Consider the following 20,221-nt stretch of genomic DNA (forward strand, 5'->3'; position numbering starts at 1 on the left):
CCGAACGATCTTCCGCGGCTCATTGCCTCGTATGCCCAACTCCTTTGCTTTGCGCACTTGTTGAGAGGACGTCACCATGTCCGGACCCACTGCCCACTCCCCCGTCGACCTCACCGGCAAGGTCGCCGTCGTGACCGGTTCCGGCCGCGGCCTGGGCCTCGCATACGCCTCGGCACTCGCCGCGGCCGGCGCCTCCGTCGTCGTCAACGACCTCGACGAGGCCGTGGCCGAGCAGGCCGCCAAGACGATCACCGAGGCCGGCGGCCGGGCCGTCGCGGAGGCCGTCGCGGTCGGCACCGCCGAGGCGGCCGACCGGCTGGTGGCCCGCGCGGTCGAGGAGTTCGGCCGGCTGGACGTGATGGTCACCAACGCGGGCATCCTGCGGGACCGCGTGCTGTGGAAGATGACCGACGACGACTTCGACGCCGTGCTCACCACCCACCTCAAGGGCACCTTCACCTGCGCCCGGGCCGCCGCCGTGCGGATGCGGGAGCAGGGCGAGGGCGGCCGGCTGATCCTGGTCGGCTCGCCCGCCGGGCAGCGCGGCAACTTCGGCCAGACCAACTACGCCGCCGCCAAGGCCGGCATCGCCGCCATGACGCGTACCTGGTCGATGGAGCTGGCGCGGGCCGGGGTGACGGTCAACGCGATCGTGCCGGTCGCGGCGACCGCGATGACCGAGACGATCCCGGCGTTCGCGCCGTACATCGAGGCCATGAAGCAGGGCGCGCCGCTGCCGGACTTCCTGCGCAAGGGCGAGGGCTTCGGCACGGCCGAGGACTGCGCCGCGCTGGTGCCCTTCCTCGCCTCGGACGCGGCGAAGGACGTCACCGGCCAGTGCGTCGGCATCGGCGGCGACAAGCTCTCCCTGTGGTCGCACCCGCAGGAGGTGTCCGTGGCGTACGCGGACGGCGGCTGGCGCCCGGAGACCGTCGCGGCCGCCTGGCACACGAGCGTGGGCCGCGAGCCGCAGTCCGTGGGCATCCCCGCCCCCGTCGTCCCGGAGGCGTGAGCCATGACGACCGGCGCGATGAACGTGGACGAACTGGTCGCCATCGACGTGCACACCCACGCCGAGGTCTCCAGCAAGGGCCAGGCGTCCCTCGACGCCGACCTGGCCGACGCCTCCAGCGCGTACTTCAAGATCGAGGGCAACCGGAAGCCGACGCTGCCGGAGATGGCGGCGTACTACCGCGAGCGGAAGATGGCCGCCGTCGTCTTCACCGTGGACGCCGAGTCCGCGACCGGCACCGAGCCGGTACCGAACGAGGAGGTCGCCGAGGCCGCCGCGGCCAACGCCGACGTGCTGATCCCGTTCGCCTCGCTCGACCCGTTCCGCGGGAAGGCGGCGGTGAAGCGGGCGCGGCGGCTGGTCGAGGAGTACGGCGTACGCGGCTTCAAGTTCCACCCGAGCATCCAGGGGTTCTTCCCCAACGACCGGCTGGCGTACGGGCTCTACGAGGTCATCGAGGAGACCGGCGCGATCGCCCTCTTCCACACCGGGCAGACCGGCATCGGCGCGGGTGTGCCGGGCGGCGGCGGGATCCGGCTGAAGTACTCCAACCCGCTGCACGTGGACGACGTGGCGGCCGACTTCCCGCACCTGAAGATCATCCTGGCCCATCCGTCGTTCCCCTGGCAGGACGAGGCGCTGGCGGTGGCCACGCACAAGCCGGGGGTGCACATCGACCTGTCGGGCTGGTCGCCGAAGTACTTCCCGCCGCAGCTCGTGCAGTACGCCAACACGCTGCTGAAGGACAAGGTGCTCTTCGGCTCCGACTACCCCGTGCTCACGCCGGACCGCTGGCTCGCGGACTTCGCGAAGCTGGAGATCAAGGACGCCGTCCGGCCGAAGATCCTCAAGGAGAACGCCGCCCGGCTGCTCGGGCTCGCCTGACCCCACAGCAAGGACCCCGATCGGCCCCCGAAAGGACCCAAGGAGAGCCGCTGTGCGCAACGAGGGACTGGGGTCGTGGCCCGCCCGCCGGGCACGCAAGACCCCGCACCGCACCGCCGTCCGCCACGAAGGCGCGGCGACCACCTACGCCGAACTGCACGACCGCACCACCCGGCTGGCCCGCGCGCTGCGCGCGGCCGGCGTCCGGCGCGGCGACCGGATCGCCTACCTCGGCCCCAACCACCCGGCCTTCCTGGAGACGTTCTTCGCCGCCGGCGCGCTGGGCGCGGTCTTCGTCCCGCTCAACACCCGCCTGGCCGGACCGGAGATCGCGTACCAGCTCACCGACTCGGGCGCCGTCACGCTGGTGCACTCCCCCACCCACGCCGGCCTCGTGGCCGGCCTGGGCGACACGGCCGCCACGGTACGGACGTACATCGAAGTGGGCCCGGCGTACGAGGAGTTGCTCGCGGGCGCCACCGCGGAGCCGCTCGACGAGCCGGTCACCGGCGACGACGTGTGCATCATCATGTACACCTCGGGTACGACGGGCCGCCCCAAGGGCGCGATGCTCACGCACGCCAACCTCACCTGGAACGCGCTGAACGTCCTGGTCGACACCGACCTGACCGCTGACGAGGTGGCGCTGGTCTCCGCGCCGCTGTTCCACACCGCCGGGCTGAACATGCTCACCCTGCCGGTCCTGCTCAAGGGCGGCACCTGCGTGCTGGTGGAGTCCTTCGACCCCGACGCCACCTTCGACCTGATCGCCGAGCACCGGATCACCTTCATGTTCGGCGTGCCCACGATGTACGAGCGGATCGCGCACAGCCCGCGCTGGCCGGCCGCCGATCTGTCCTCGCTGCGCATCCTGACCTGCGGCGGCTCGCCCGTATCCGGGCCGCTGATCGCCGCGTACCAGGAGCGCGGGCTGACCTTCCAGCAGGGGTACGGCATGACGGAGGCGTCCCCCGGCGCGCTCTTCCTCGACGGTGAGCACGCCATCACGAAGGCGGGCTCGGCCGGGGTGCCGCACTTCTTCACGGACGTGCGGGTGGTGCGGCCCGATCTGACGGCGGCCGGCGTCGGCGAGGCCGGCGAGGTGCTGGTGCGCGGCCCGAACGTGATGCCCGGCTACTGGGGCCTGCCCGAGGAGAGCGCCGCCGCGTTCGCCGACGGCTGGTTCCGCACCGGCGACGCGGCCCGGATCGACGCGGACGGCTATGTCACCGTCGTGGACCGCCTCAAGGACATGATCATCTCGGGCGGCGAGAACGTCTACCCCGCCGAGGTGGAGAACGCCCTGCTCGCCCACCCCGGCATCGCCGAGTGCGCCGTGATCGGCGTACCGGACGAGCGGTGGGGCGAGGTGCCGCGTGCCGTGGTCGTCGCCCGGGAGGGCTGCGCCCTGGACCCGGCCGAGGTGCTCGCCGCGCTCGCCGGCCGGCTGGCCAAGTACAAGATCCCCAAGTCGGTGGTGGTGGCGGACGAACTGCCGCGCACCGCCTCCGGAAAGCTCCTCAAGCCCCGCGTCCGCGCGCTCTTCGGCACGCGCTGACGCCTTCCTCTCTTATGTCTTACGGAGAACACCTCATGAGCATCACCGTCCACGGCATCGACGAACTCAAGAAGCTCGCCGGCAGCGACCTCGGCACGAGCGACTGGCTGGACGTCACCCAGGACCGCATCGACACCTTCGCCGACGCCACCGGCGACCACCAGTGGATCCACACCGACCCGGAGAAGGCGGCGCAGGGCCCGTTCGGCGCGCCGATCGCGCACGGCTATCTGACGCTCTCGCTCTTCATTCCGCTCTTCACCGGCCTCCTCGACGTGCAGGGCGTCACCACGAAGGTCAACTACGGCCTGGACAAGGTGCGGTTCCCCTCCCCCGTGAAGGTCGGCTCGCGCATCCGGCTGGCCGCCACGCTCGCCTCCGTGGACGAGGTGAAGGGCGGGGTGCAGATCGCGGTGGACGGCACGGTCGAGATCGAGGGCGGTACGAAGCCCGCCTGCGTCCTGCGCAGCCTCTCCCGCTTCTACGGATGACGGCCGTGAGCGACCTGCCGGACACCCGGCAGCTGCGGCGGGTCGCGCTCTCCGGACTCCTCGGCACGGCCGTGGAGTTCTACGACTTCCTGGTCTACGGCACGGTCGCCGCGCTCGTCTTCGGCGACCTGTTCTTCCCCGCGGCCTCGCCCGCCGCCGGCACCGTCGCGGCCTTCGGAACCTTCGCGGCCGGGTATCTCGCCCGGCCGCTCGGCGGCCTCGTCTTCGGGCACTTCGGCGACCGGCTCGGCCGCAAGTCGATGATGCTGACGACGATGGTGCTGATGGGCGTCGGCAGCTTCCTCATCGGGCTGCTGCCGACGTACGACGCGATCGGCGTCTGGGCGCCCGTCCTGCTGGTACTGCTGCGCGTCGTCCAGGGGATCGCGATCGGCGGCGAGTGGGGCGGCGCGACGCTGATGGTCGCCGAGCACGCGGGCGGCCGGCCGCGCGGCCGCTGGACCAGCCTCACCCAGCTCGGCGCGCCGCTCGGCACCGTCCTGTCCACCGTCGTCGTCACCCTCGTCGCCGCGCTGCCCGACGACCAGTTCCGAATCTGGGGCTGGCGAGTGCCGTTCCTGCTCAGCATCGTCCTGCTGGGCGCCGGGCTGTACGTACGGCTGAAGGTCACCGAGAGCCCGCTGTTCCGCGCGGTCAAGGAACAGCGGACCGCCGCCCGGCTGCCGCTCCTCGACGTGCTGCGCAAGCCGCGCGCGGTGCTGCTGGCGGCCTGCGTCGGCATCGGCCCGTTCACCGCCCAGTCCCTGCTGACCAGCTTCATGGTGTCGTACGCGGTCGGGCACGGCTTCACGCGGACGCAGGTACTCACCGGCGTCACGCTCGCCTCCTGCACGGCGCTGCTGGTGCTGCCGTGCGCCGGGGCGCTGTCCGACCGGTTCGGGCGGCGGCCGGTGGTGCTGGCCGGCGCGGTGCTCTCCGCCGCCACCGCGTTCCCGGTGTTCGCGCTGGTCGACTCCGGCAGTCCCGGGCTGCTGATCCTGGCGCTCGTCCTCGGGCACGGCATCGCCCAGTCCACGATGTACGGGCCGCTGGGGGCGCTGCTCACCGAGATGTTCGGCACCCGCGTGCGCTACACCGGCGCCTCGCTCGGCTACCAGACCGCGACGCTGCTGGGCGCAGGCTTCTCACCGCTGATCGCCGGGAGCCTGCTCGCTTCGTACGGCGGCAGCGGGCCCGTCGCGCTGCTGCTCACGGCGGGCGCGGCCGTCACCGCCCTCACGGTGTGGCGGGTCAGGGAGACCAGCCGCGACCGGTTCGACGCCGAGGAAGCCCATCCCCTACCTGAAGGAGTCCGTTGATGAGAGTCCGTAAGCGGGCGCGGACCGGCGCGGCCGTCGCCGCGCTGCTCCTCGCCGCCACGGCCGCCCCCGCCGCCGCAACACCGGCACCCTCGCACCACCTCGAAGGCACGCTGCCGTCCGGCGCCACGTACCTGATCGACACGCCCGCCCACTGGAACGGCACCCTGCTGCTCTTCAGCCACGGCTACCGGCCGGCCGGCAGTCCCAACGAGGCGATGGACGCCTCCGACGAGGCCACGAAGAAGCTGCTGCTGGAGGAGGGGTACGCGCTCGCCGGGTCCTCGTACTCCGCCACCGGCTGGGCCGTCGAGCAGGCGGTGCCCGACCAGGTCGCCACCCTCGACGCCTTCGCCGACCGCATCGGTACGGCACGGCGCACGCTCGCCTGGGGCGAGTCCTACGGCGGCCTGGTCACCACCGCCATCGCCGAGCGGCACCCCGGCCGTATCGACGGCTCGCTGTCCCTGTGCGGCCTCGTCCAGGGCGGCGTCGCCAACTGGAACTCCACGCTGGACCCGGTCTTCGCGCTGAAGACGCTGCTGGCGCCCCGGTCCGGCATCCCGCTGACCGGCTTCGCGGACGGGGACGAGGCGGACCAGGCGGCTGGCCGGCTGGGCACCGCCGTCTCCGGCGCCCAGCGCACCCCGGCCGGGCGGGCGCGGATCGCGCTGGCCGCCGCGCTGCACAACATCCCCGGCTGGAACGATCCGGAACAGGACCGCCCCGCGCCGCACGACTACCCGGCACAGCAGGCCAACCAGTACCGGGCGGTCAGCACGATGCTGCTGGACGCCGCCTTCCGGCGCCGCCAGGAGGCCGAGCAGCGGGCCGACGGGAACATGTCCTGGAACACGAGCGTGGACTACGCGGCGATGCTGCGCAGGTCATCCGGTTTCAAGGAGGTCGACGCGCTCTACAGGTCGGCGGGGCTGTCGCTGCGCGACGACCTCCGTACGCTCGCCGACGCGCCCCGCGTCAAGGCCGATCCCGCCGCCGTCCGCTACATGACCCGCAACATCGCCTTCACCGGGCAGCTGCGCACCCCGCAGCTGGACGTGCACACCACCGGCGATCCGCTGGTCCCGGTCCAGGTCACCTCGGCGCACCAGCGCGCCGTCACGGCCGCCGGATCCGGGGCGCTGCTGCGCCAGGGATTTGTCGACAACGCCGGTCACTGCGCGTTCACCCCCGCCGAGCAGCTCGCGGCCCTGCACACGGTCGACCATCGGGTGACCACCGGGCATTGGGGCGACACCTCGCCCGGCGCGCTCAACACGGAGGCACGGCGGTCCGACCCGACGACGGAGGCGCGTTACCTGGCCTTCCGCCCGGGACCGTATCCGCGTCCCTACGATCTGGCGCACCCGGGCGACGGGCAGTAGGGCGCGCGGCGGGGCGGTCAGCGGCCCAGTGCCTTCGCCAGTTCGTCCTTGGTCATCGAGGAGCGGCCGTCGATGTTCTTCTGCTTTGCCTCGTTGTAGAGCTGGTCCTTCGTCGGGCCCTTGGGGCCCGTGCGGTTGCCGGAGCGCTGCCCGCCGCGTTCCGGCGCGGACTTCGTGTCCTGGGTGGAGGTCCTGCTCGCCGACTTCGACTCGCCGGAGCGGGCCCGCTCCTTGTTGACCGTCCGCGCGGCGATCTCCTTCGCCCGCCCGGAGGAGGTACCGCGCTGCTCGGCGCCTTCCTTGATGTGCTCGTACTGCCGTTCGCGCTTCGCGTTGGAGCCGCTGGGCATCACGCGCCCCTTTCCGTACCGCGGAACGCGCCTCGCGTTCCGCTCGGCTTCCTTTCCGCCACCCGAGTGCCCGGCACGGCGGCCGTCAATCACGCCGCGCGGCCGCGTCCCAGTCCAGCGTGGCGACCGTGCAGATGCGGGTGTTCATGTTCCGTTCCATCATGCGCAGCGCCGCGTCGGCGAGGTCGGGGTGGATGGGGGCGACCGCGTCGTCCGGGACGGTGACCTTCAGGTGCCGGATGTGCGCGTCCAGCGCGGAGTACATCACGCACTGCTCGGTGACCTGGCCGCACAGCACGACGTGGTCGATGCCGAGCTGGGAGAGCAGGTACGCCAGCGGCGTCTCGTAGAAGATCGAGTGCCGGGCCTTGACGATGAACAGCGAGGAGTCGTCGGGGCGGATCGGGTCCACCAGTTCCGCGTGCGGCCCGGCGAGCGCGGTCTGCAGGATCTCGCCGTGGTGCGAGCGCCACTCGCCGAAGTTGTCGTTGGCGTAGATCACCGGTACGCCGTCCTCGCGCGCCCGTTCGATGAGCCGGACGACGGCGGGCAGCGCCTCGCGCACCGAGGACAGCAGCAGATCGGCGTCCTCGTGGTCGTAGGTGTTGATCATGTCGATGACGATGAGGGCGGTGTGACTCACGCCTCCAGGGTTCACCGCACGCGCGCGGTTCTCACCTCGGGGCCGCGGGCCGGCGGGCCTCGGGTCCCGGGCCGGCGGACGGCGCACGCCGTGGCCGCGGCCGCTCGCCCGATTGGCGGGTGTGAGCGGCCTGTCGGCGGGCACCCGGCCGCATCAGGGGCAACCCTGGAGGCATTCATCACGGGGCCCCGGGCACCGGGCACCGACGGCGGGAGGACCCATGGGCGTACAGCGGCTGATCCGCGACTGGCCCGTGTACCGGCAGCTCACCGGCAAGGACCCGCTCGGCCGCGGACGCGCCGCGATGTCCGCGTACACCGAGGAACTGCGCCCGCGTACGGACACCGCCGACCGGGTGGTGCAGTCGGTCTGTCCGTACTGCGCGGTCGGCTGCGGCCAGCAGGTGTACGTCAAGGACGAGCGCGTCGTCCAGATCGAGGGCGACCCCGACTCCCCCATCAGCCGGGGGCGGCTGTGCCCCAAGGGTTCGGCGACGCTCCAGCTGACGACGGGCGACGCACGCCGCCACCAAGTGCTGTACCGGCGTCCGCACGGCACCGACTGGGAGCCGCTCGACCTCGACACCGCCATGGACATGATCGCCGACCGGGTCATCGAGACCCGCCGCGAGACCTGGGAGTGGGAGGTCGACGGCAAGCGCGTGGCCCGTACGCTCGGCATCGCCAGCCTCGGCGGCGCGACGCTCGACAACGAAGAGAACTATCTGATCAAGAAGTTGCTGACCGGGCTCGGCATCGTCCAGGTGGAGAACCAGGCGCGGGTCTGCCACAGCTCCACGGTCGCCGGGCTCGGCACGTCCTTCGGGCGCGGCGGCGCGACCACCTTCATGCAGGACCTCCAGCACGCCGACTGCATCGTCATCGAGGGCTCCAACTTCGCCGAGGCGCACCCGGTCGGCTTCCAGTGGGTCATGGAGGCCAAGGCCCGCGGCGCGACGGTCATCCACGTCGACCCGCGCTTCACGCGCACCAGCGCCCTCGCCGACCTGCACGTACCGCTGCGGGCCGGCACGGACATCGCGTTCCTCGGCGGGATCATCAACCACGTACTGACCGAGGGCAAGGAGTTCCGCGACTACGTCCTGGCGTACACCAACGCCGCCACCCTGGTCGGCGAGGACTTCCAGGACACCGAGGACCTGGACGGGATCTTCTCGGGCCTGGACGAGGAGAAGCACCGCTACGAAGCGGAGACCTGGCAGTACCAGGGCGCCGACGTACAGGCGCCCTCGGGCGACGTGGAACAGCGGCACGACGAACGGCTGCAGAAGGACCCCGAGACCGGGCGCCACCTCCACACGGCGGGGCACGCCGAGACCCACGGCTCGGGCGGCCCCCAGGCCGAGTCCCGCGCCGAGCAGGACCCGACGCTGCAGCACCCGCGCTGCGTCTTCCAGCTCCTCAAGCGCCACTACGCGCGCTACACCCCCGACATGGTTGCGGAGATCTGCGGCGTGCCGCGGGAGACATTCCTGCGCGTCTGCGAAGCCCTCACCGAGAATTCCGGCCCGGACCGCACCAGCGCTTTCGTGTACGCGGTGGGCTGGACGCAGCACACGGTGGGCTCGCAGTACATTCGCGCGGCGAGCGTCCTGCAATTGCTGCTGGGCAACATCGGGCGGCCCGGCGGCGGAATTCAGGCACTGCGCGGCCACGCCTCCATCCAGGGCTCCAGCGACATTCCCACCCTCTTCAACCTCCTGCCCGGATATCTGCCGATGCCGCACGCCCACGCGCACGAGGATCTCGATACGTTCGTCACGGCGAGCCGTACGGACAAGGGATTCTGGAGCAATATGCGGGCGTATCTCGTCAGCCTGCTGAAGGCGTACTACGGTGACGCGGCGACGCCCGACAACGACTTCTGCTTCGACCACCTGCCGCGGCTGACCGGCTCGCACGGCGCGTACGACATCGTCCTCGCGCAGCTCGACGGCGCCTGCAAGGGCTACTTCCTGATGGGCGAGAACCCGGCCGTCGGCTCCGCCAACACCCGCCTGCAACGCCTCGGCATGGCCAACCTCGACTGGCTGGTGGTCCGGGACTTCTCCCTCATCGAATCGGCGACGTGGTGGCAGGACGGCCCGGAGATCGAGTCCGGTGAACTGCGCACCGAGGACATCGGCACGGAGGTGTTCTTCCTCCCCGCCGCCTCGCACACCGAGAAGTCCGGCTCCTTCACCAACACCAACCGCTGGCTCCAGTGGCACCACGCCGCGGTCGAGCCGGACGGCGACGCGCGCAGCGACCTGTGGTTCATGTACCACCTGGGGCGCCGCATCAAGGAGAAGCTGGCCGCCTCCACCGACCCGATGGACCGCGCGATCCAGGACCTGGCCTGGGACTATCCCGTACAGGGCGAGCTGGACGAGCCGGTCGCCGACGCCGTACTGGCCGAGATCAACGGCCGCGGCCCGGACGGCGCGCCGCTCTCGGCGTACACCCAGCTCGCGGACGACGGCTCGACGAGCTGCGGCTGCTGGATCTACTGCGGGGTGTACGCGGACGGCGTGAACCAGGCCGACCGCCGCAAGCCGCATACCGAACAGGACTGGGTCGCCTCGGAATGGGCCTGGGCCTGGCCCGCCAACCGCCGCATCCTCTACAACCGCGCCTCGGCCCGCCCCGACGGCACGCCCTGGAGCGAGCGCAAGGCGTACATCTGGTGGGACGCCGAGGCGGGCAAGTGGACCGGCCGCGACGTACCGGACTTTGTACCCGACAAGGAGCCCGGGTACGTGCCCCCGGACGGCGCCGAGGGGCCCGAAGCCCTCCGCGGCGACGACCCGTTCATCATGCAGGCCGACGGCAAGGGCTGGCTGTTCGCGCCCGCCGGGCTGCTGGACGGGCCGCTGCCCACGCACTACGAGCCGCAGGACTCGCCGTTCACCAACGCCCTGTACCCGTCCCGGTCCCGCTCGCCCGCGCGCCAGGTCTACCAGCGCCCCGGCAACCGCTACCACCCCAGCGGCGACGAGCCCGGCGCGGAGACCTACCCCTACGTAGTCACCACGTACCGCCTCACCGAGCACTTCACCGCGGGCGGCATGAGCCGCTGGTCGCCGTACCTCTCCGAGCTCCAGCCGGAGTTCTTCTGCGAGATCTCCCCGGAGCTGGCGGCGGAGCGGGGCCTCACGCACACCGGCTGGGCCACGGTCATCACGGCCCGCAACGCCATCGAGGCACGAGTCCTGGTCACCGAGCGGATGAAGCCGCTGACCGTACAGGGCCGCACGGTGCACCAGATCGGCCTGCCGTTCCACTGGGGCCCCAACGGCACGGTCACCGGCGACGCGGCCAACGAGCTGGTGGCCATCGCGCTGGATCCCAACGCGCACATCCAGGAGGACAAGGCGCTGACCGCCGACATCCGACCCGGCCGCCGGCCGCGCGGCCCCGACCTGCCGCGGCTGGTCGCCGACTACCGGCGGCGCGCCGGGATCACCGAGCTCACGGGAAGCGAGCAGCAGTCATGACCGGCGTCTTCTTCGAGACCGGCAGCCTCTTCAGCGGCCCGGAGCCGGACCCTGCCGGGGACGCGGGTCACCCGGACCCGCCCGACCGGGTCGGCTTCTTCACCGACACCTCCGTCTGCATCGGCTGCAAGGCGTGCGAGGTGGCGTGCAAGGAGTGGAACGCGATCCCCGAGGACGGCCTGTCGCTCACCGGCATGTCGTACGACAACACCCAGGGCCTCGGCGCCTCCACCTGGCGACACGTCGCCTTCATCGAACAGTCGGCGCCGCGCCGGGTACCGGCGGACCCACCCGCGCCGGACGGCCGTACGGAACTCCCGCTCACCGAGGCGGACCCGCAGCGGCCCGCCGGGGACATGCGCTGGCTGATGTCCTCCGACGTCTGCAAGCACTGCACGCACGCGGCCTGCCTGGACGTCTGCCCGACCGGCTCGCTGTTCCGCACCGAGTACGGCACGGTCGTGGTCCAGGAGGACATCTGCAACGGCTGCGGTTACTGCGTACCGGCCTGCCCGTACGGCGTGATCGAACAGCGCGCGGACGACGGCCGGGCCTTCAAATGCACGATGTGCTACGACCGGCTCGGCGCCGGCCAGGAACCGGCCTGCGCCAAGGCCTGCCCCACCGACTCGATCCAGTTCGGCCCGCTGGAGGAACTGCGCGAGCGAGCCGCCCTCCGCGTCGACCAGCTCCAGGAAGCGGGCGTATCCGGCGCCCGGCTGTACGGCCACGACCCGGAGGACGGCGTCGGCGGCGACGGCGCGTTCTTCCTCCTCCTGGACGAGCCGGAGGTGTACGGACTGCCACCGGACCCGGTGGTCACCACGCGCGACCTGCCGGCGATGTGGAAACACGCGGGCGCGGCGGCCCTGTCCCTGGCGGCGGGCGCCGCGGTCTCATTCCTCCTGCCCGCGCTCCCGACCCTGCGACGGAAGGGACGGCGATGAGCGGCACCCGTGCCCGGCCCCATAAGGACGGGCGGCGCAAGGGCGAGCAACTGATGGTCCCCCGGGCCGAGTTCGACTCGTACTACGGACGGCCCGTCATCAAGGCCCCGGCGTGGGAGGCCCGGGACATCGCCGGGTACTTCTTCACGGGCGGCCTGGCCGGCGCCGGCTCCGTACTGGCCGCAGGCGCCCACTTGACCGACCGCCCCACCATGGCGAAGGCACTCAAGCTCTCCTCCCTCGCGGCAATCTCCCTCTCCACCGCAGCCCTCATCCACGACCTGGGCCGCCCCGACCGCTTCCTCAACATGCTGCGGGTGTGCAAACCGACCTCCCCGATGAGCGTGGGCTCGTGGCTGCTGGCGGGGTACGGGCCGCTGGCGGGCGCGGCGGCGGCGAGCGCGGTGACCGGCCGGCTGCCGCGGGTGGGCGCCGCCGCGACGGGGGCCGCGGCACTGCTCGGCCCGGCTGTCACGGCGTACACGGCGGTACTCGCGGCGGACACGGCGGTGCCCGCGTGGCACGGCGCCCACCGCGAACTGCCGTACCTCTTCGCCGCGTCGGCGACCGCCGCCGCCTCGGGCATGGCGCTGGTGACGTCCCCGACGGGGGAGAACGCGCCCGCGCGGTGCGCCGCGCTACTGGCTGCGGCGGCCGACAAGGCGGCCATCACCGCGGCCGAGCGGCGGCTCGGCATGGTCGCCGAGACCTACCGCACGGGAACGGCCGGCAAGCTGCTGCGCTGCGCGCAAGCCCTCACCGTGGCGGGCGCCGCGACCGCCGGCCTACTGGGCCACCGCAGCCGCCCGGCAGCGGTGGCGGGCGGCCTCGCCCTCCTGACCGGCTCGGCCCTCACCCGCTTCGGCATCTTCCACGCCGGCATCGCCTCGGCGAAGGACCCGAAGTACACGGTGGAACCACAGCGACGGGGGCGGGAGGAGCGGGGTTAGCGGGGCGCTGCGTAGCGTTGTCCACAGGCCGCCGGCTTTGTCAGTACCGGCCGGTACTGTGTTGAGAAGGGGACCTCGCACCCCCCAATGGGGGAAGAAGAGGGGCCGAAACGGTACGGCAAGTGCGGGGCATACGACAGGACCTCACAACGCCCGGATCTCATGCAGCAGATTCTTCTGGGCCCACTCGATGAACGGTTCCTGCTGGTCGCCGCCGATCTGTACGAGGGCGACCTCCGTGAAGCCGGCGTCCGCGTACGCCTTCACCGCTTCCACGAACGTACCGACGTCGTCGCCGCACGGGATGGCCTGCGCGATGTCCTCCTTGCGTACGTACTGCGTGGCGCCGCTGAAGCCGGACGGGCCGGGGAGTTCGGAGTTGACCGGCCAGCCGCCGACCATCCAGCGGAACTGGTCGTGCGCCCGGGCGATCGCCGCGTCCCGGTCGGGATCGTAGGAGACCGGGATCTGGCCGACGCGCGGCTTCCCCGTGCCGCCGTTCTTGTCGAACGCCTGCAGCAGCTCGCTCTTCGGCTCGGTGGCGATGACCAGGTCACCGAGCCGGCCCGCGATCGCGCAGGAGTACCCGCCGGAGACCGCGACGCCGATCTTCGGCGGCTCCTCGGGCAGGTCCCACAGCACGGCCTGGTCCACATTGAAGTGCTCGCCGTGATAGGTCACCTCGTCACCGGAGAACAGCGCCCGGATGATCTCGATGGCCTCCTCCAGCTTCTCCAGGCGCACCGGCGCCGCGGGCCAGCCCTGCCCGACGACGTGTTCGTTGAGGCTCTCGCCCGAGCCCAGGCCCAGCCGGAACCGGCCCTGCGCGAGCAGTTGCATCGTCGCCGCCTTCTGGGCGACGACCGCCGGGTGGTATCGGGTCGTCGGGCACGTCACGTACGTCATCAGCGGAATGCGGGAGGTGGCCTGCGCGGCCGCCCCGAGCACGCTCCAGGCGTACGGGGCGTGGCCCTGCGAGGCCAGCCACGGGAAGTAATGGTCCGAGGTGACCGAGAAATCAAAACCGGCGCGCTCGGCCATGACGACATGGTCGACCAGTTCGCGCGGCCCGGCCTGTTCGGTCATCATCGTGTATCCGACGTCCACCATTGTCACTCACCTTTTCGGCTGGTTGCGGAATCTCCTCCGAGGTTTTCCGTGGTTCCCTTTCATCGAACCGGGTACACGCTCGATTGATGCGTATTGTGGATCTCCCGGAACCTCCGCGTCCCCCGAATGGCGGCGGTGAATCACGGTGAATCGAAAGAAGTCCGACGGCCGGACCCGGGTGACGGTCGTCGTGGCGCTCGCCGCCAATCTCGTCATCGCGGTCGCAAAGGCGGTCGGCGGTCTGATCTCCGGTTCGCCCGCGCTGCTGTCGGAGGCGGCGCACTCCGTCGCCGACAGCCTCAACGAGCTGTTCCTGCTCGCCGCGCTGCGCCGCAGCCGCCGCCCCGCCGACCGCCGCCACCCCTTCGGGTACGGCATGGAGCGTTACTTCTGGGCGCTGCTGGCCGCGGTCGGGATCTTCGTGATGGGTGGCTGCTTCTCCTTCTTCCAGGGGATCAGCGCGCTGCGGGAGGGTTCGCAGGAGTCGCCGAGCGGTTATGCGGCGGGGTTGATCGTGCTCGGCGTGGCGTTCGTCGCCGAGGGGACGTCGCTGGTCAGGGCGGTGTACCAGCTGCGCGTACAGAAGGCCGGCGGCGGTGATCCGGCGCTGCGCACGGTGCTCGCCGAGGACGGCGCCGCGGTGCTGGGCGTGCTGCTGGCGGCGGCCGGGATGCTGCTCCACCTGCTCACGGGCGAGGTGGCGTGGGAGGCGTCGGCGTCGTTCGCGATCGGGCTGCTGCTGGTGTACGTGGCGTACCGGCTCGGCAAGGAGGCGCGCGACCATCTGATCGGTGAGTCCGTCGACCAGGATCTGCGGGACCGCATCCGGGCGCTGCTCGTCTCGCAGCCCGAGGTCGACAATGTGGCGGCGCTGCTGACGATGCGGCTCGGGGAGGACTCGTGGCTGGTGGCGGCCCGTATCGACCTGGCGCCGGGGCTGGACAGCGAGCGGGTGGAGCTGGTGTGCGTACGGATCAAGCGCGAGGTCGAGGACACCTGGCCGCAGGCCGATCACGTCTTCCTGGACATCACGGAGGCGCCGGCCGATGCGCCCAGCGGCTCGTCCGCTTCGACTGCGGAGGGGACCGGCTGAGTCCAGGGAGTGCCAATTACCCTTGCGGCATGATGATGCACAAGGCCGTCCCCGTGCGTGTTGACGCGATGCTCGATGACCTGCGGACACTCGTCGAAGTCGAGTCTCCGTCGCGCGATCTCGACGCGTTGACGGCATCGGCCAAGGCCGTCGCGTCGATCATCGAGAGCCGCCTCGGTGGGCAGGCCGTCCTCGTGGAGAGCGAAGCCGGGCCGCATGTCCACTGGTCGGCCGGCGGCGATCCGCGAGTACTGATCCTCGGTCATCACGACACGGTGTTTCCGCTCGGCACCCTCGCCCGCCGCCCGTTCAGGGTCGAGGACGGGCATGCGACCGGCCCCGGGGTCTTCGACATGCTCGGTGGTCTGGTGCAGGCCGTTCATGGCGTGGCGGCGCTCGATGACCGGTCGGGCGTGGAGATCCTGGTGACCGCCGACGAAGAGGTCGGTTCCGGCTCGTCTCGGGCCCTCCTCGAAGAACGGGCCCTTGCTTGCGGCGCTGTGCTGGTGCTGGAGGGTGCCGCCGACGGCGGGGCCCTGAAGACCGGCCGCAAGGGCTGCGGCACCTTTCAGGTCTCCGTCGCGGGCCGGGCCTCGCACGCGGGCCTGGAGCCCGCGGCCGGGATCAACGCGCTGATCGAAGCATCGCATCAGGTACTGGACATCGCAGCGCTCGGCCGACCCGATATCGGTACGACCGTCACCCCGACCGTCGCGTCCGCCGGCACCCTGGACAACGTCGTCCCGGCGGAGGCCACCGTCATCGTCGACGTCCGGGTCGAGTCGGCCGGCGAGAAGGAACGCGTTGAATCCGCGTTCGCTGCACTGGAACCGCATCTCGACGGGGCGGAGATCACGGTCCGGGGAGCCGTCGGCCGCCCGCCGATGCCCGAGTCGGCTTCGGCCGAACTCTTCGCGCTGGCGCAGCAGTTGCTTCCCGGTATCGAAGGCACGGCGGTCGGCGGCGGAAGCGACGGCAACTTCACGGCCGCGTTGGGGGTGCCGACGCTCGATGGGCTCGGAGCGGTCGGCGGCGGTGCACACGCCGACCACGAGTACGTGGTGATCGATGCCATGGCGGAGCGGGCGAACCTGGTCGCCGACCTGGTGAACGCGGTTCGTCACGCGCCCTCCGCCCAGAGCACGCCCGCCCGGAGCACCCCCGCCTAGAGCACGCCCGACAAGGCCAGCGCTCCCAGCAACGCCGTCCCCGCGACGGTCCAGGCGACGTAGTCGCCGATGTGGCCGGAGTGGAGGAGGCGCAGGGGGTCGATCCAGTGGCGGCTGCGGGTGTGCTGGGGGCGGCGGACGGCGAGGAGTGCGAGGGCGGCGGCGAGGGCCGCGGAGAGTACGCCGAGCAGCAGTCCGGCGGCCGACCAGTGCGGCGGGACGGGGACCACGGTCGCTCCGGCCGTCGCCTCGTCCGCCGCGCTCCCCGCGGCGGCGCGGACGGCCGGTACCACGCCGACCAGGAGCGCCCCGGCGAGCAGCGCGCCCGGGACGGCCAGCATGGTGGCGGGGACCCGGGTCAGTTGCTGTTCGGTCTCCGGCTGTTCGCGTTCGCCGCTGGTCTCGCATTCCGCGTCGTCCGCGGGGGCCGGGCCGAAGCCGCCGAAGATGCGGGCGGCGACGCGCAGTACCGCTCCCCCGGTGACGGCGGAGACGAGGACGAACACGGCGGTGAGCCAGGGTCCGGCGGCCTCTTCCGTGACGGCCTTGCCGAGTGCCGTACCGAAGGGGGGCAGTCCGGCGAGTGCCAGTCCGGCCGCGACGAAGTAGAGGGCGGTCAGGCGCAGTTCGGGGGCGCGGCCGTGCAGTTCGTACTCGTCGATGGAGCCGTAGCGGTCCAGCAGGATGCCCGCGCACGCGAAGAGCGCCGCCTTCACGCCCGCGTGTCCGAGGACGTACAGCGCGATGCCGCCGGTCGCCTCGGGCTTGAGCAGTCCGAGGCCGATGAGGAAGAGGCCGGTGTGGGCGACGGTGGAGTAGGCCAGCAGGCGTTTGACGTGGCGTTGGTACCAGCACATGACCGCGCCGACGGCGGCGGAGAGCACGCCGAAGGTGAGGAGTGTGCGGGTGACGGCTTCGGGTGGGATGCCGCCGGGGCCGGCGAAGATCGTCCAGTACACGCGGGCCGTGCCGTAGACGCCGAGTTCGACCATGACGCCGGAGAGCAGCATGCATACCGGGGTCGGGGCGACGGCGTGCGCGTCGGGGAGCCAGAAGTGGAAGGGGACGGCGGCGGCCTTGACGAGCAGTCCGGTGAGGAGGAGGACGAAGGCGGCGAGGACGAGGGCGTCGGGGGCGCCGCGGGCGTCGAGCGCGGCGCCGATGTGCCGCATGGCGAGTTCGCCGGTGCGGGAGTAGAGCAGGCCGATGCCCAGCAGCATGGCGTAGGCGCCGAGGGAGTTGACGACGCCGAAGGTGAGGCCGCCCTGTACGGCCTTCGCGGCCTCGACGCGGTATCCGGTCAGTGCGTAGGCGACGACGCCCATGAGTTCGAAGAAGACAAAGGCGTTGAAGAGGTCGCCGGTGAGGACGAAGCCGCACATGCCGGCCTGGAAGAGGAGAACGAGGGCGGGGAAGGAGCCGGCGTGTTTGCGGGGCGGTTCGTCGAAGTAGTGCCAGGAGTAGACGAGGACGGCGAGGACGAGGACGGAGACGAGCGCCGCCATGCCGAGGGCGAGGTGGTCGGCGTGCAGGACGATGCCGACGCTGTGTCCGTGGCGCGGGGTCCAGCCGCCGACCCATTCGATGACCGGGGAGGGGGCGGCGAGCAGGAGGTAGAGCGTGAGGGCCGCGGTGGCGGCGGCGACGGTGCCGCCCACGGCCTCCGCGACGACGCGCGGCACGAAACGGCCGGCGGCGACGAGGAGGGCGGCGCCCAGCAGCGGCGCGGCGACGGCCAGCGGCAGCAGGTGGTTCATCCGCGCAGCTCCGACAGTTCGTCCGGGTCGAGGGTGTGGTGCCGTTTGGCGACCTGTATGACCAGGGCGAGGAGGAGGGCTGTGACGGTGGCGCCGACCACGACGTCGGTGAGGGCGAGGGCCTGGACGACGGGGTCGACGAGGGGGCGGGTGCCGGGGGTGACGTCGGAGAAGACCGGGGAGGTGCCGCCCCGGCGGTAGCCGACGGCGAGCAGTAGGACGTAGGTGGCGGCCTGGCAGACGGCCAGGCAGCCGACGGCGTGGATGAGGTTGCGGCTGGTGGCGAGGCCGTAGCAGCCGACGAGGAAGACCCATGCGGCGACGAGGTAGGGCAGTACGTCCATCATTTCCGTTCCCCTTCCCCTTGCCCTTCCCCTTGCCCTTCCCCTTCGATCTCGACTGCCTGATCCAGGAAGCGAGCGAGGAGTACGACGACCGCGCAGCCGACTTCCATCCCGATGGCGGCATTGAGCAGCGGTACGGTGCCGCCGGAGGAGAGGGTGTTGAACGTGCCGTGCGGCAGGATCGTGTTGGCGAGGTAGGAGGATCCGGCCAGCAGTCCGGCGACGCCGATGACGAGGTACGCGGCTTCGCCGGCCGCGTCGCCGACTTCGAAGAGGCCGAGGGGGCGGATGCGTTCCAGTGCGCGGTAGTCCACGGCGATGTAGAGCAGGTGGAGTGCGGTGGCCGCGACGACGCCGCCCTGGAAGCCGCCGCCGGGGGTGAGCTGGCCGTGGGCGACGATGTAGAGCCCGGCGACGAGTGTGACGGGCAGCAGGACGAGGGCGTAGCGGCGTACGGGTGCCGCGACGTCGGCGGGCGCCGGTTCGACCTGGCGTTCGTCGCGGGCCTGGCGGAGCAGGACGACGGTGCCGAGGACGGCGGCGAAGAGGATGGTTTCCTCGCCGAGGGTGTCGAAGGCGCGCTGGTCGAAGTTGACGGCGGAGACCGTGTTGGCGGTCTGCCGGGCGAGTGCTTCGCGGACGGCGCGGTCGCCGTAGGGGTGGAAGTCGTTGCCGAAGGCGGGCAGTCGGAGGGCGGCGGCGACCAGCAGGGCCGCGGTGCCGGCGAGCCCGAGCAGGAGTACCCACATCCGCAGCCGTCGGTTCATGTTCCGCCCTCCCCCGCTTGTTTTTCCGCGCGTACTCGGTCGAGGGAGCGGCGGCGTGCCTTGCGTACGGACAGCAGGATGAGCAGGGGGGTCAGGGCCGAGCCGACGGCGAGCTGGGAGAGGGCGACGTCGGGGGCCTGCAGGACGGTGAAGAGCAGGGTGAGGGTGAGGCCGAGGAGGGAGAGGACCAGGGCCTGGCGGGCCGGGTCGCGGACCGCGACGGCGGCGGTGGCGGTGGCGGCGACCAGCAGCAGCGCGACGGCGATCACTACGTCAGCCATGGTCGTCCGCCTCCTTCGGGCGGGCGCCGGACAGCGCTTTGGAGGAGATGAGGTTGCCGCCGACCAGGATGGCGCCGATGAGGAGGAGTTTGACCAGGGAGCGGCCGGGGCCCTCGGCGACGCACAGCGGCAGCACGACGGCCGCTGAGGCGACCACCGCGAAGGCTTTGGTGAGCGGTCCCTGCTGCGGGTCGTCGCCCATCTCGGGCCCGAGGAGCCGGGCGTACACGAGGGTGCCGACCGGGCCGAGGAGGGCGACGACCAGGGCCACGTCGGTGTACGGCGGGCGGGCGTAGCCGCGGGCGAGCAGCAGCAGGACGAGGCAGACCAGCAGCGTGCCGGTGTTCTGGGCGGCGACGCGGCGGCGGAGCGGTCCGGTGGCCACGCACCACAGGACCGGGCCGAGGCCGGCCACCATCAGTGCGGCGGCGGCCACCAGCCAGGCGTTCACCGGTCGGTCACCGCCCGGCGTGCGGCGGCGGCAGCGGCCGCGCCGACCAGGGAGACGGCGGCGCCGACGAGGAGTTCCAGGGCGTCGACGGTACTGATCAGGAAGAGCCAGAGGGCGAAGAGCGCCGCCCACCACACCGCCACCTCGATCACGCTGCTCACCCGGCCCCACGCCATGCCGCCATCAAAACACCGCATGTCCGCCCCTTTCCCG

20 protein-coding genes are annotated in these 20,221 nt (G+C 71.7%); 11 read left to right on the forward strand and 9 right to left on the reverse strand.

The window, feature by feature from the left end; genetic code table 11:
• Positions 1–76 precede the first annotated feature (76 nt).
• The 6 genes from ACZ4MH_RS22065 to ACZ4MH_RS22090 are packed head-to-tail and all read left to right on the forward strand — an operon-like array spanning position 77 to position 6,650.
• On the forward strand, positions 77–1,012 hold the full coding sequence (locus ACZ4MH_RS22065; protein WP_351596810.1) for an SDR family NAD(P)-dependent oxidoreductase: 936 nt from the start codon (positions 77–79) through the stop codon (positions 1,010–1,012).
• A gap of 18 nt (positions 1,013–1,030) precedes the next feature.
• Positions 1,031–1,897 carry an amidohydrolase family protein gene (locus tag ACZ4MH_RS22070; RefSeq protein ID WP_351596842.1) on the forward strand — a complete coding sequence of 289 codons (867 nt, stop codon included), beginning with the start codon at positions 1,031–1,033 and terminating at the stop codon, positions 1,895–1,897.
• 52 nt (positions 1,898–1,949) lie between these two features.
• Complete coding sequence (gene menE, locus ACZ4MH_RS22075; RefSeq protein ID WP_351596813.1) at positions 1,950–3,455, forward strand: o-succinylbenzoate--CoA ligase; 1,506 nt, start codon at positions 1,950–1,952, stop codon at positions 3,453–3,455.
• A 35-nt stretch (positions 3,456–3,490) separates the two neighbouring features.
• Complete coding sequence (locus ACZ4MH_RS22080) at positions 3,491–3,946, forward strand: MaoC family dehydratase (protein ID WP_351596816.1); 456 nt, start codon at positions 3,491–3,493, stop codon at positions 3,944–3,946.
• Positions 3,943–5,265 (forward strand): MFS transporter, encoded by a 1,323-nt coding sequence (locus tag ACZ4MH_RS22085; protein ID WP_467754647.1) that lies wholly within the window; start codon positions 3,943–3,945, stop codon positions 5,263–5,265. Before ACZ4MH_RS22080 ends, ACZ4MH_RS22085 begins: the two co-directional genes overlap by 4 nt.
• Complete coding sequence (locus ACZ4MH_RS22090; RefSeq protein ID WP_351596821.1) at positions 5,265–6,650, forward strand: alpha/beta hydrolase family protein; 1,386 nt, start codon at positions 5,265–5,267, stop codon at positions 6,648–6,650. The genes ACZ4MH_RS22085 and ACZ4MH_RS22090 overlap by 1 nt, the downstream gene beginning before the upstream one ends.
• Before the next feature lie 17 nt (positions 6,651–6,667).
• On the opposite strand, the gene ACZ4MH_RS22095 is transcribed toward ACZ4MH_RS22090, so the two are convergent.
• Both ACZ4MH_RS22095 and ACZ4MH_RS22100 read right to left on the reverse strand, forming a co-directional pair.
• Entirely contained in the window at positions 6,668–7,000 is a 333-nt protein-coding gene (locus tag ACZ4MH_RS22095) for a plasmid stabilization protein (RefSeq protein ID WP_351596824.1), read from the reverse strand.
• An 85-nt stretch (positions 7,001–7,085) separates the two neighbouring features.
• The gene (locus tag ACZ4MH_RS22100; protein WP_351596827.1) at positions 7,086–7,643 is read right to left on the reverse strand and encodes a cysteine hydrolase family protein; all 558 of its coding nucleotides are present in this window, start codon (positions 7,641–7,643) and stop codon (positions 7,086–7,088) included.
• Positions 7,644–7,863: 220 nt separating this feature from the next.
• Here ACZ4MH_RS22100 and fdh point away from each other — a divergent pair, with 220 nt between their 5' ends.
• Genes fdh through nrfD form a run of 3 tightly spaced genes read left to right on the forward strand, consistent with a single transcriptional unit; the run spans position 7,864 to position 13,036 of the window.
• Positions 7,864–11,139, forward strand: coding sequence for a formate dehydrogenase (gene fdh, locus ACZ4MH_RS22105; protein ID WP_351596830.1), 3,276 nt, complete (start codon positions 7,864–7,866; stop codon positions 11,137–11,139).
• Positions 11,136–12,086, forward strand: a complete 951-nt coding sequence (locus tag ACZ4MH_RS22110; protein ID WP_351596833.1) for a 4Fe-4S dicluster domain-containing protein — start codon at positions 11,136–11,138, stop codon at positions 12,084–12,086. Before fdh ends, ACZ4MH_RS22110 begins: the two co-directional genes overlap by 4 nt.
• Entirely contained in the window at positions 12,083–13,036 is a 954-nt protein-coding gene (nrfD, locus tag ACZ4MH_RS22115) for an NrfD/PsrC family molybdoenzyme membrane anchor subunit (RefSeq protein ID WP_467754648.1), read from the forward strand. The genes ACZ4MH_RS22110 and nrfD overlap by 4 nt, the downstream gene beginning before the upstream one ends.
• Positions 13,037–13,180: 144 nt before the next feature.
• Here the strand turns inward: nrfD and ACZ4MH_RS22120 are convergent, their stop codons facing one another.
• On the reverse strand, positions 13,181–14,146 hold the full coding sequence (locus tag ACZ4MH_RS22120; protein ID WP_351597435.1) for an LLM class F420-dependent oxidoreductase: 966 nt from the start codon (positions 14,144–14,146) through the stop codon (positions 13,181–13,183).
• Between the two features lie 145 nt (positions 14,147–14,291).
• Here ACZ4MH_RS22120 and ACZ4MH_RS22125 point away from each other — a divergent pair, with 145 nt between their 5' ends.
• A complete protein-coding gene (locus tag ACZ4MH_RS22125) occupies positions 14,292–15,239 on the forward strand; it encodes a cation diffusion facilitator family transporter (protein WP_351597438.1) in 948 nt (315 codons plus the stop codon).
• Between the two features lie 29 nt (positions 15,240–15,268).
• Positions 15,269–16,408: a M20 family metallopeptidase gene (locus ACZ4MH_RS22130; protein WP_351597441.1), complete on the forward strand. Its 1,140-nt coding sequence runs from the start codon at positions 15,269–15,271 to the stop codon at positions 16,406–16,408.
• Here ACZ4MH_RS22130 and ACZ4MH_RS22135 read toward each other — a convergent pair.
• From ACZ4MH_RS22135 to ACZ4MH_RS22160, 6 genes are read right to left on the reverse strand one after another with little or no spacing between them, the layout of a single operon-like run.
• Positions 16,405–18,165 (reverse strand): complex I subunit 5 family protein, encoded by a 1,761-nt coding sequence (locus ACZ4MH_RS22135; RefSeq protein ID WP_351597444.1) that lies wholly within the window; start codon positions 18,163–18,165, stop codon positions 16,405–16,407. The genes ACZ4MH_RS22130 and ACZ4MH_RS22135 overlap by 4 nt on opposite strands.
• Positions 18,162–18,512 (reverse strand): sodium:proton antiporter, encoded by a 351-nt coding sequence (locus ACZ4MH_RS22140; RefSeq protein WP_351597447.1) that lies wholly within the window; start codon positions 18,510–18,512, stop codon positions 18,162–18,164. Before ACZ4MH_RS22140 ends, ACZ4MH_RS22135 begins: the two co-directional genes overlap by 4 nt.
• On the reverse strand, positions 18,509–19,276 hold the full coding sequence (locus tag ACZ4MH_RS22145) for an MnhB domain-containing protein (RefSeq protein WP_351597450.1): 768 nt from the start codon (positions 19,274–19,276) through the stop codon (positions 18,509–18,511). The genes ACZ4MH_RS22140 and ACZ4MH_RS22145 overlap by 4 nt, the downstream gene beginning before the upstream one ends.
• Positions 19,273–19,557 (reverse strand): Na(+)/H(+) antiporter subunit B, encoded by a 285-nt coding sequence (locus ACZ4MH_RS22150; protein ID WP_351597453.1) that lies wholly within the window; start codon positions 19,555–19,557, stop codon positions 19,273–19,275. The genes ACZ4MH_RS22145 and ACZ4MH_RS22150 overlap by 4 nt, the downstream gene beginning before the upstream one ends.
• On the reverse strand, positions 19,550–20,008 hold the full coding sequence (locus tag ACZ4MH_RS22155; protein ID WP_351597455.1) for an MrpF/PhaF family protein: 459 nt from the start codon (positions 20,006–20,008) through the stop codon (positions 19,550–19,552). Before ACZ4MH_RS22155 ends, ACZ4MH_RS22150 begins: the two co-directional genes overlap by 8 nt.
• A complete protein-coding gene (locus ACZ4MH_RS22160) occupies positions 20,005–20,205 on the reverse strand; it encodes a hypothetical protein (protein ID WP_351597457.1) in 201 nt (66 codons plus the stop codon). Before ACZ4MH_RS22160 ends, ACZ4MH_RS22155 begins: the two co-directional genes overlap by 4 nt.
• Between the last annotated feature and the right edge of the window lie 16 nt (positions 20,206–20,221).

The sequence above is a fragment of the Streptomyces sp. NPDC026301 genome (assembly GCF_055567935.1).

Excerpts from the sequence above, each read along its gene's own strand:
- ACZ4MH_RS22080 (WP_351596816.1), top strand. The coding sequence starts at position 3,491 with ATGAGCATCACCGTCCACGGCATCGACGAACTCAAGAAGCTCGCCGGC.
- nrfD (WP_467754648.1), top strand. The coding sequence starts at position 12,083 with ATGAGCGGCACCCGTGCCCGGCCCCATAAGGACGGGCGGCGCAAGGGC.
- ACZ4MH_RS22065 (WP_351596810.1), top strand. The coding sequence starts at position 77 with ATGTCCGGACCCACTGCCCACTCCCCCGTCGACCTCACCGGCAAGGTC.
- ACZ4MH_RS22070 (WP_351596842.1), top strand. The coding sequence starts at position 1,031 with ATGAACGTGGACGAACTGGTCGCCATCGACGTGCACACCCACGCCGAG.
- ACZ4MH_RS22085 (WP_467754647.1), top strand. The coding sequence starts at position 3,943 with ATGACGGCCGTGAGCGACCTGCCGGACACCCGGCAGCTGCGGCGGGTC.
- ACZ4MH_RS22110 (WP_351596833.1), top strand. The coding sequence starts at position 11,136 with ATGACCGGCGTCTTCTTCGAGACCGGCAGCCTCTTCAGCGGCCCGGAG.
- ACZ4MH_RS22145 (WP_351597450.1), bottom strand. The coding sequence starts at position 19,276 with ATGAACCGACGGCTGCGGATGTGGGTACTCCTGCTCGGGCTCGCCGGC.
- ACZ4MH_RS22130 (WP_351597441.1), top strand. The coding sequence starts at position 15,269 with ATGATGATGCACAAGGCCGTCCCCGTGCGTGTTGACGCGATGCTCGAT.
- ACZ4MH_RS22090 (WP_351596821.1), top strand. The coding sequence starts at position 5,265 with ATGAGAGTCCGTAAGCGGGCGCGGACCGGCGCGGCCGTCGCCGCGCTG.
- ACZ4MH_RS22095 (WP_351596824.1), bottom strand. The coding sequence starts at position 7,000 with ATGCCCAGCGGCTCCAACGCGAAGCGCGAACGGCAGTACGAGCACATC.
- ACZ4MH_RS22120 (WP_351597435.1), bottom strand. The coding sequence starts at position 14,146 with ATGGTGGACGTCGGATACACGATGATGACCGAACAGGCCGGGCCGCGC.
- ACZ4MH_RS22150 (WP_351597453.1), bottom strand. The coding sequence starts at position 19,557 with ATGGCTGACGTAGTGATCGCCGTCGCGCTGCTGCTGGTCGCCGCCACC.
- fdh (WP_351596830.1), top strand. The coding sequence starts at position 7,864 with ATGGGCGTACAGCGGCTGATCCGCGACTGGCCCGTGTACCGGCAGCTC.
- ACZ4MH_RS22160 (WP_351597457.1), bottom strand. The coding sequence starts at position 20,205 with ATGCGGTGTTTTGATGGCGGCATGGCGTGGGGCCGGGTGAGCAGCGTG.
- ACZ4MH_RS22140 (WP_351597447.1), bottom strand. The coding sequence starts at position 18,512 with ATGATGGACGTACTGCCCTACCTCGTCGCCGCATGGGTCTTCCTCGTC.
- ACZ4MH_RS22135 (WP_351597444.1), bottom strand. The coding sequence starts at position 18,165 with ATGAACCACCTGCTGCCGCTGGCCGTCGCCGCGCCGCTGCTGGGCGCC.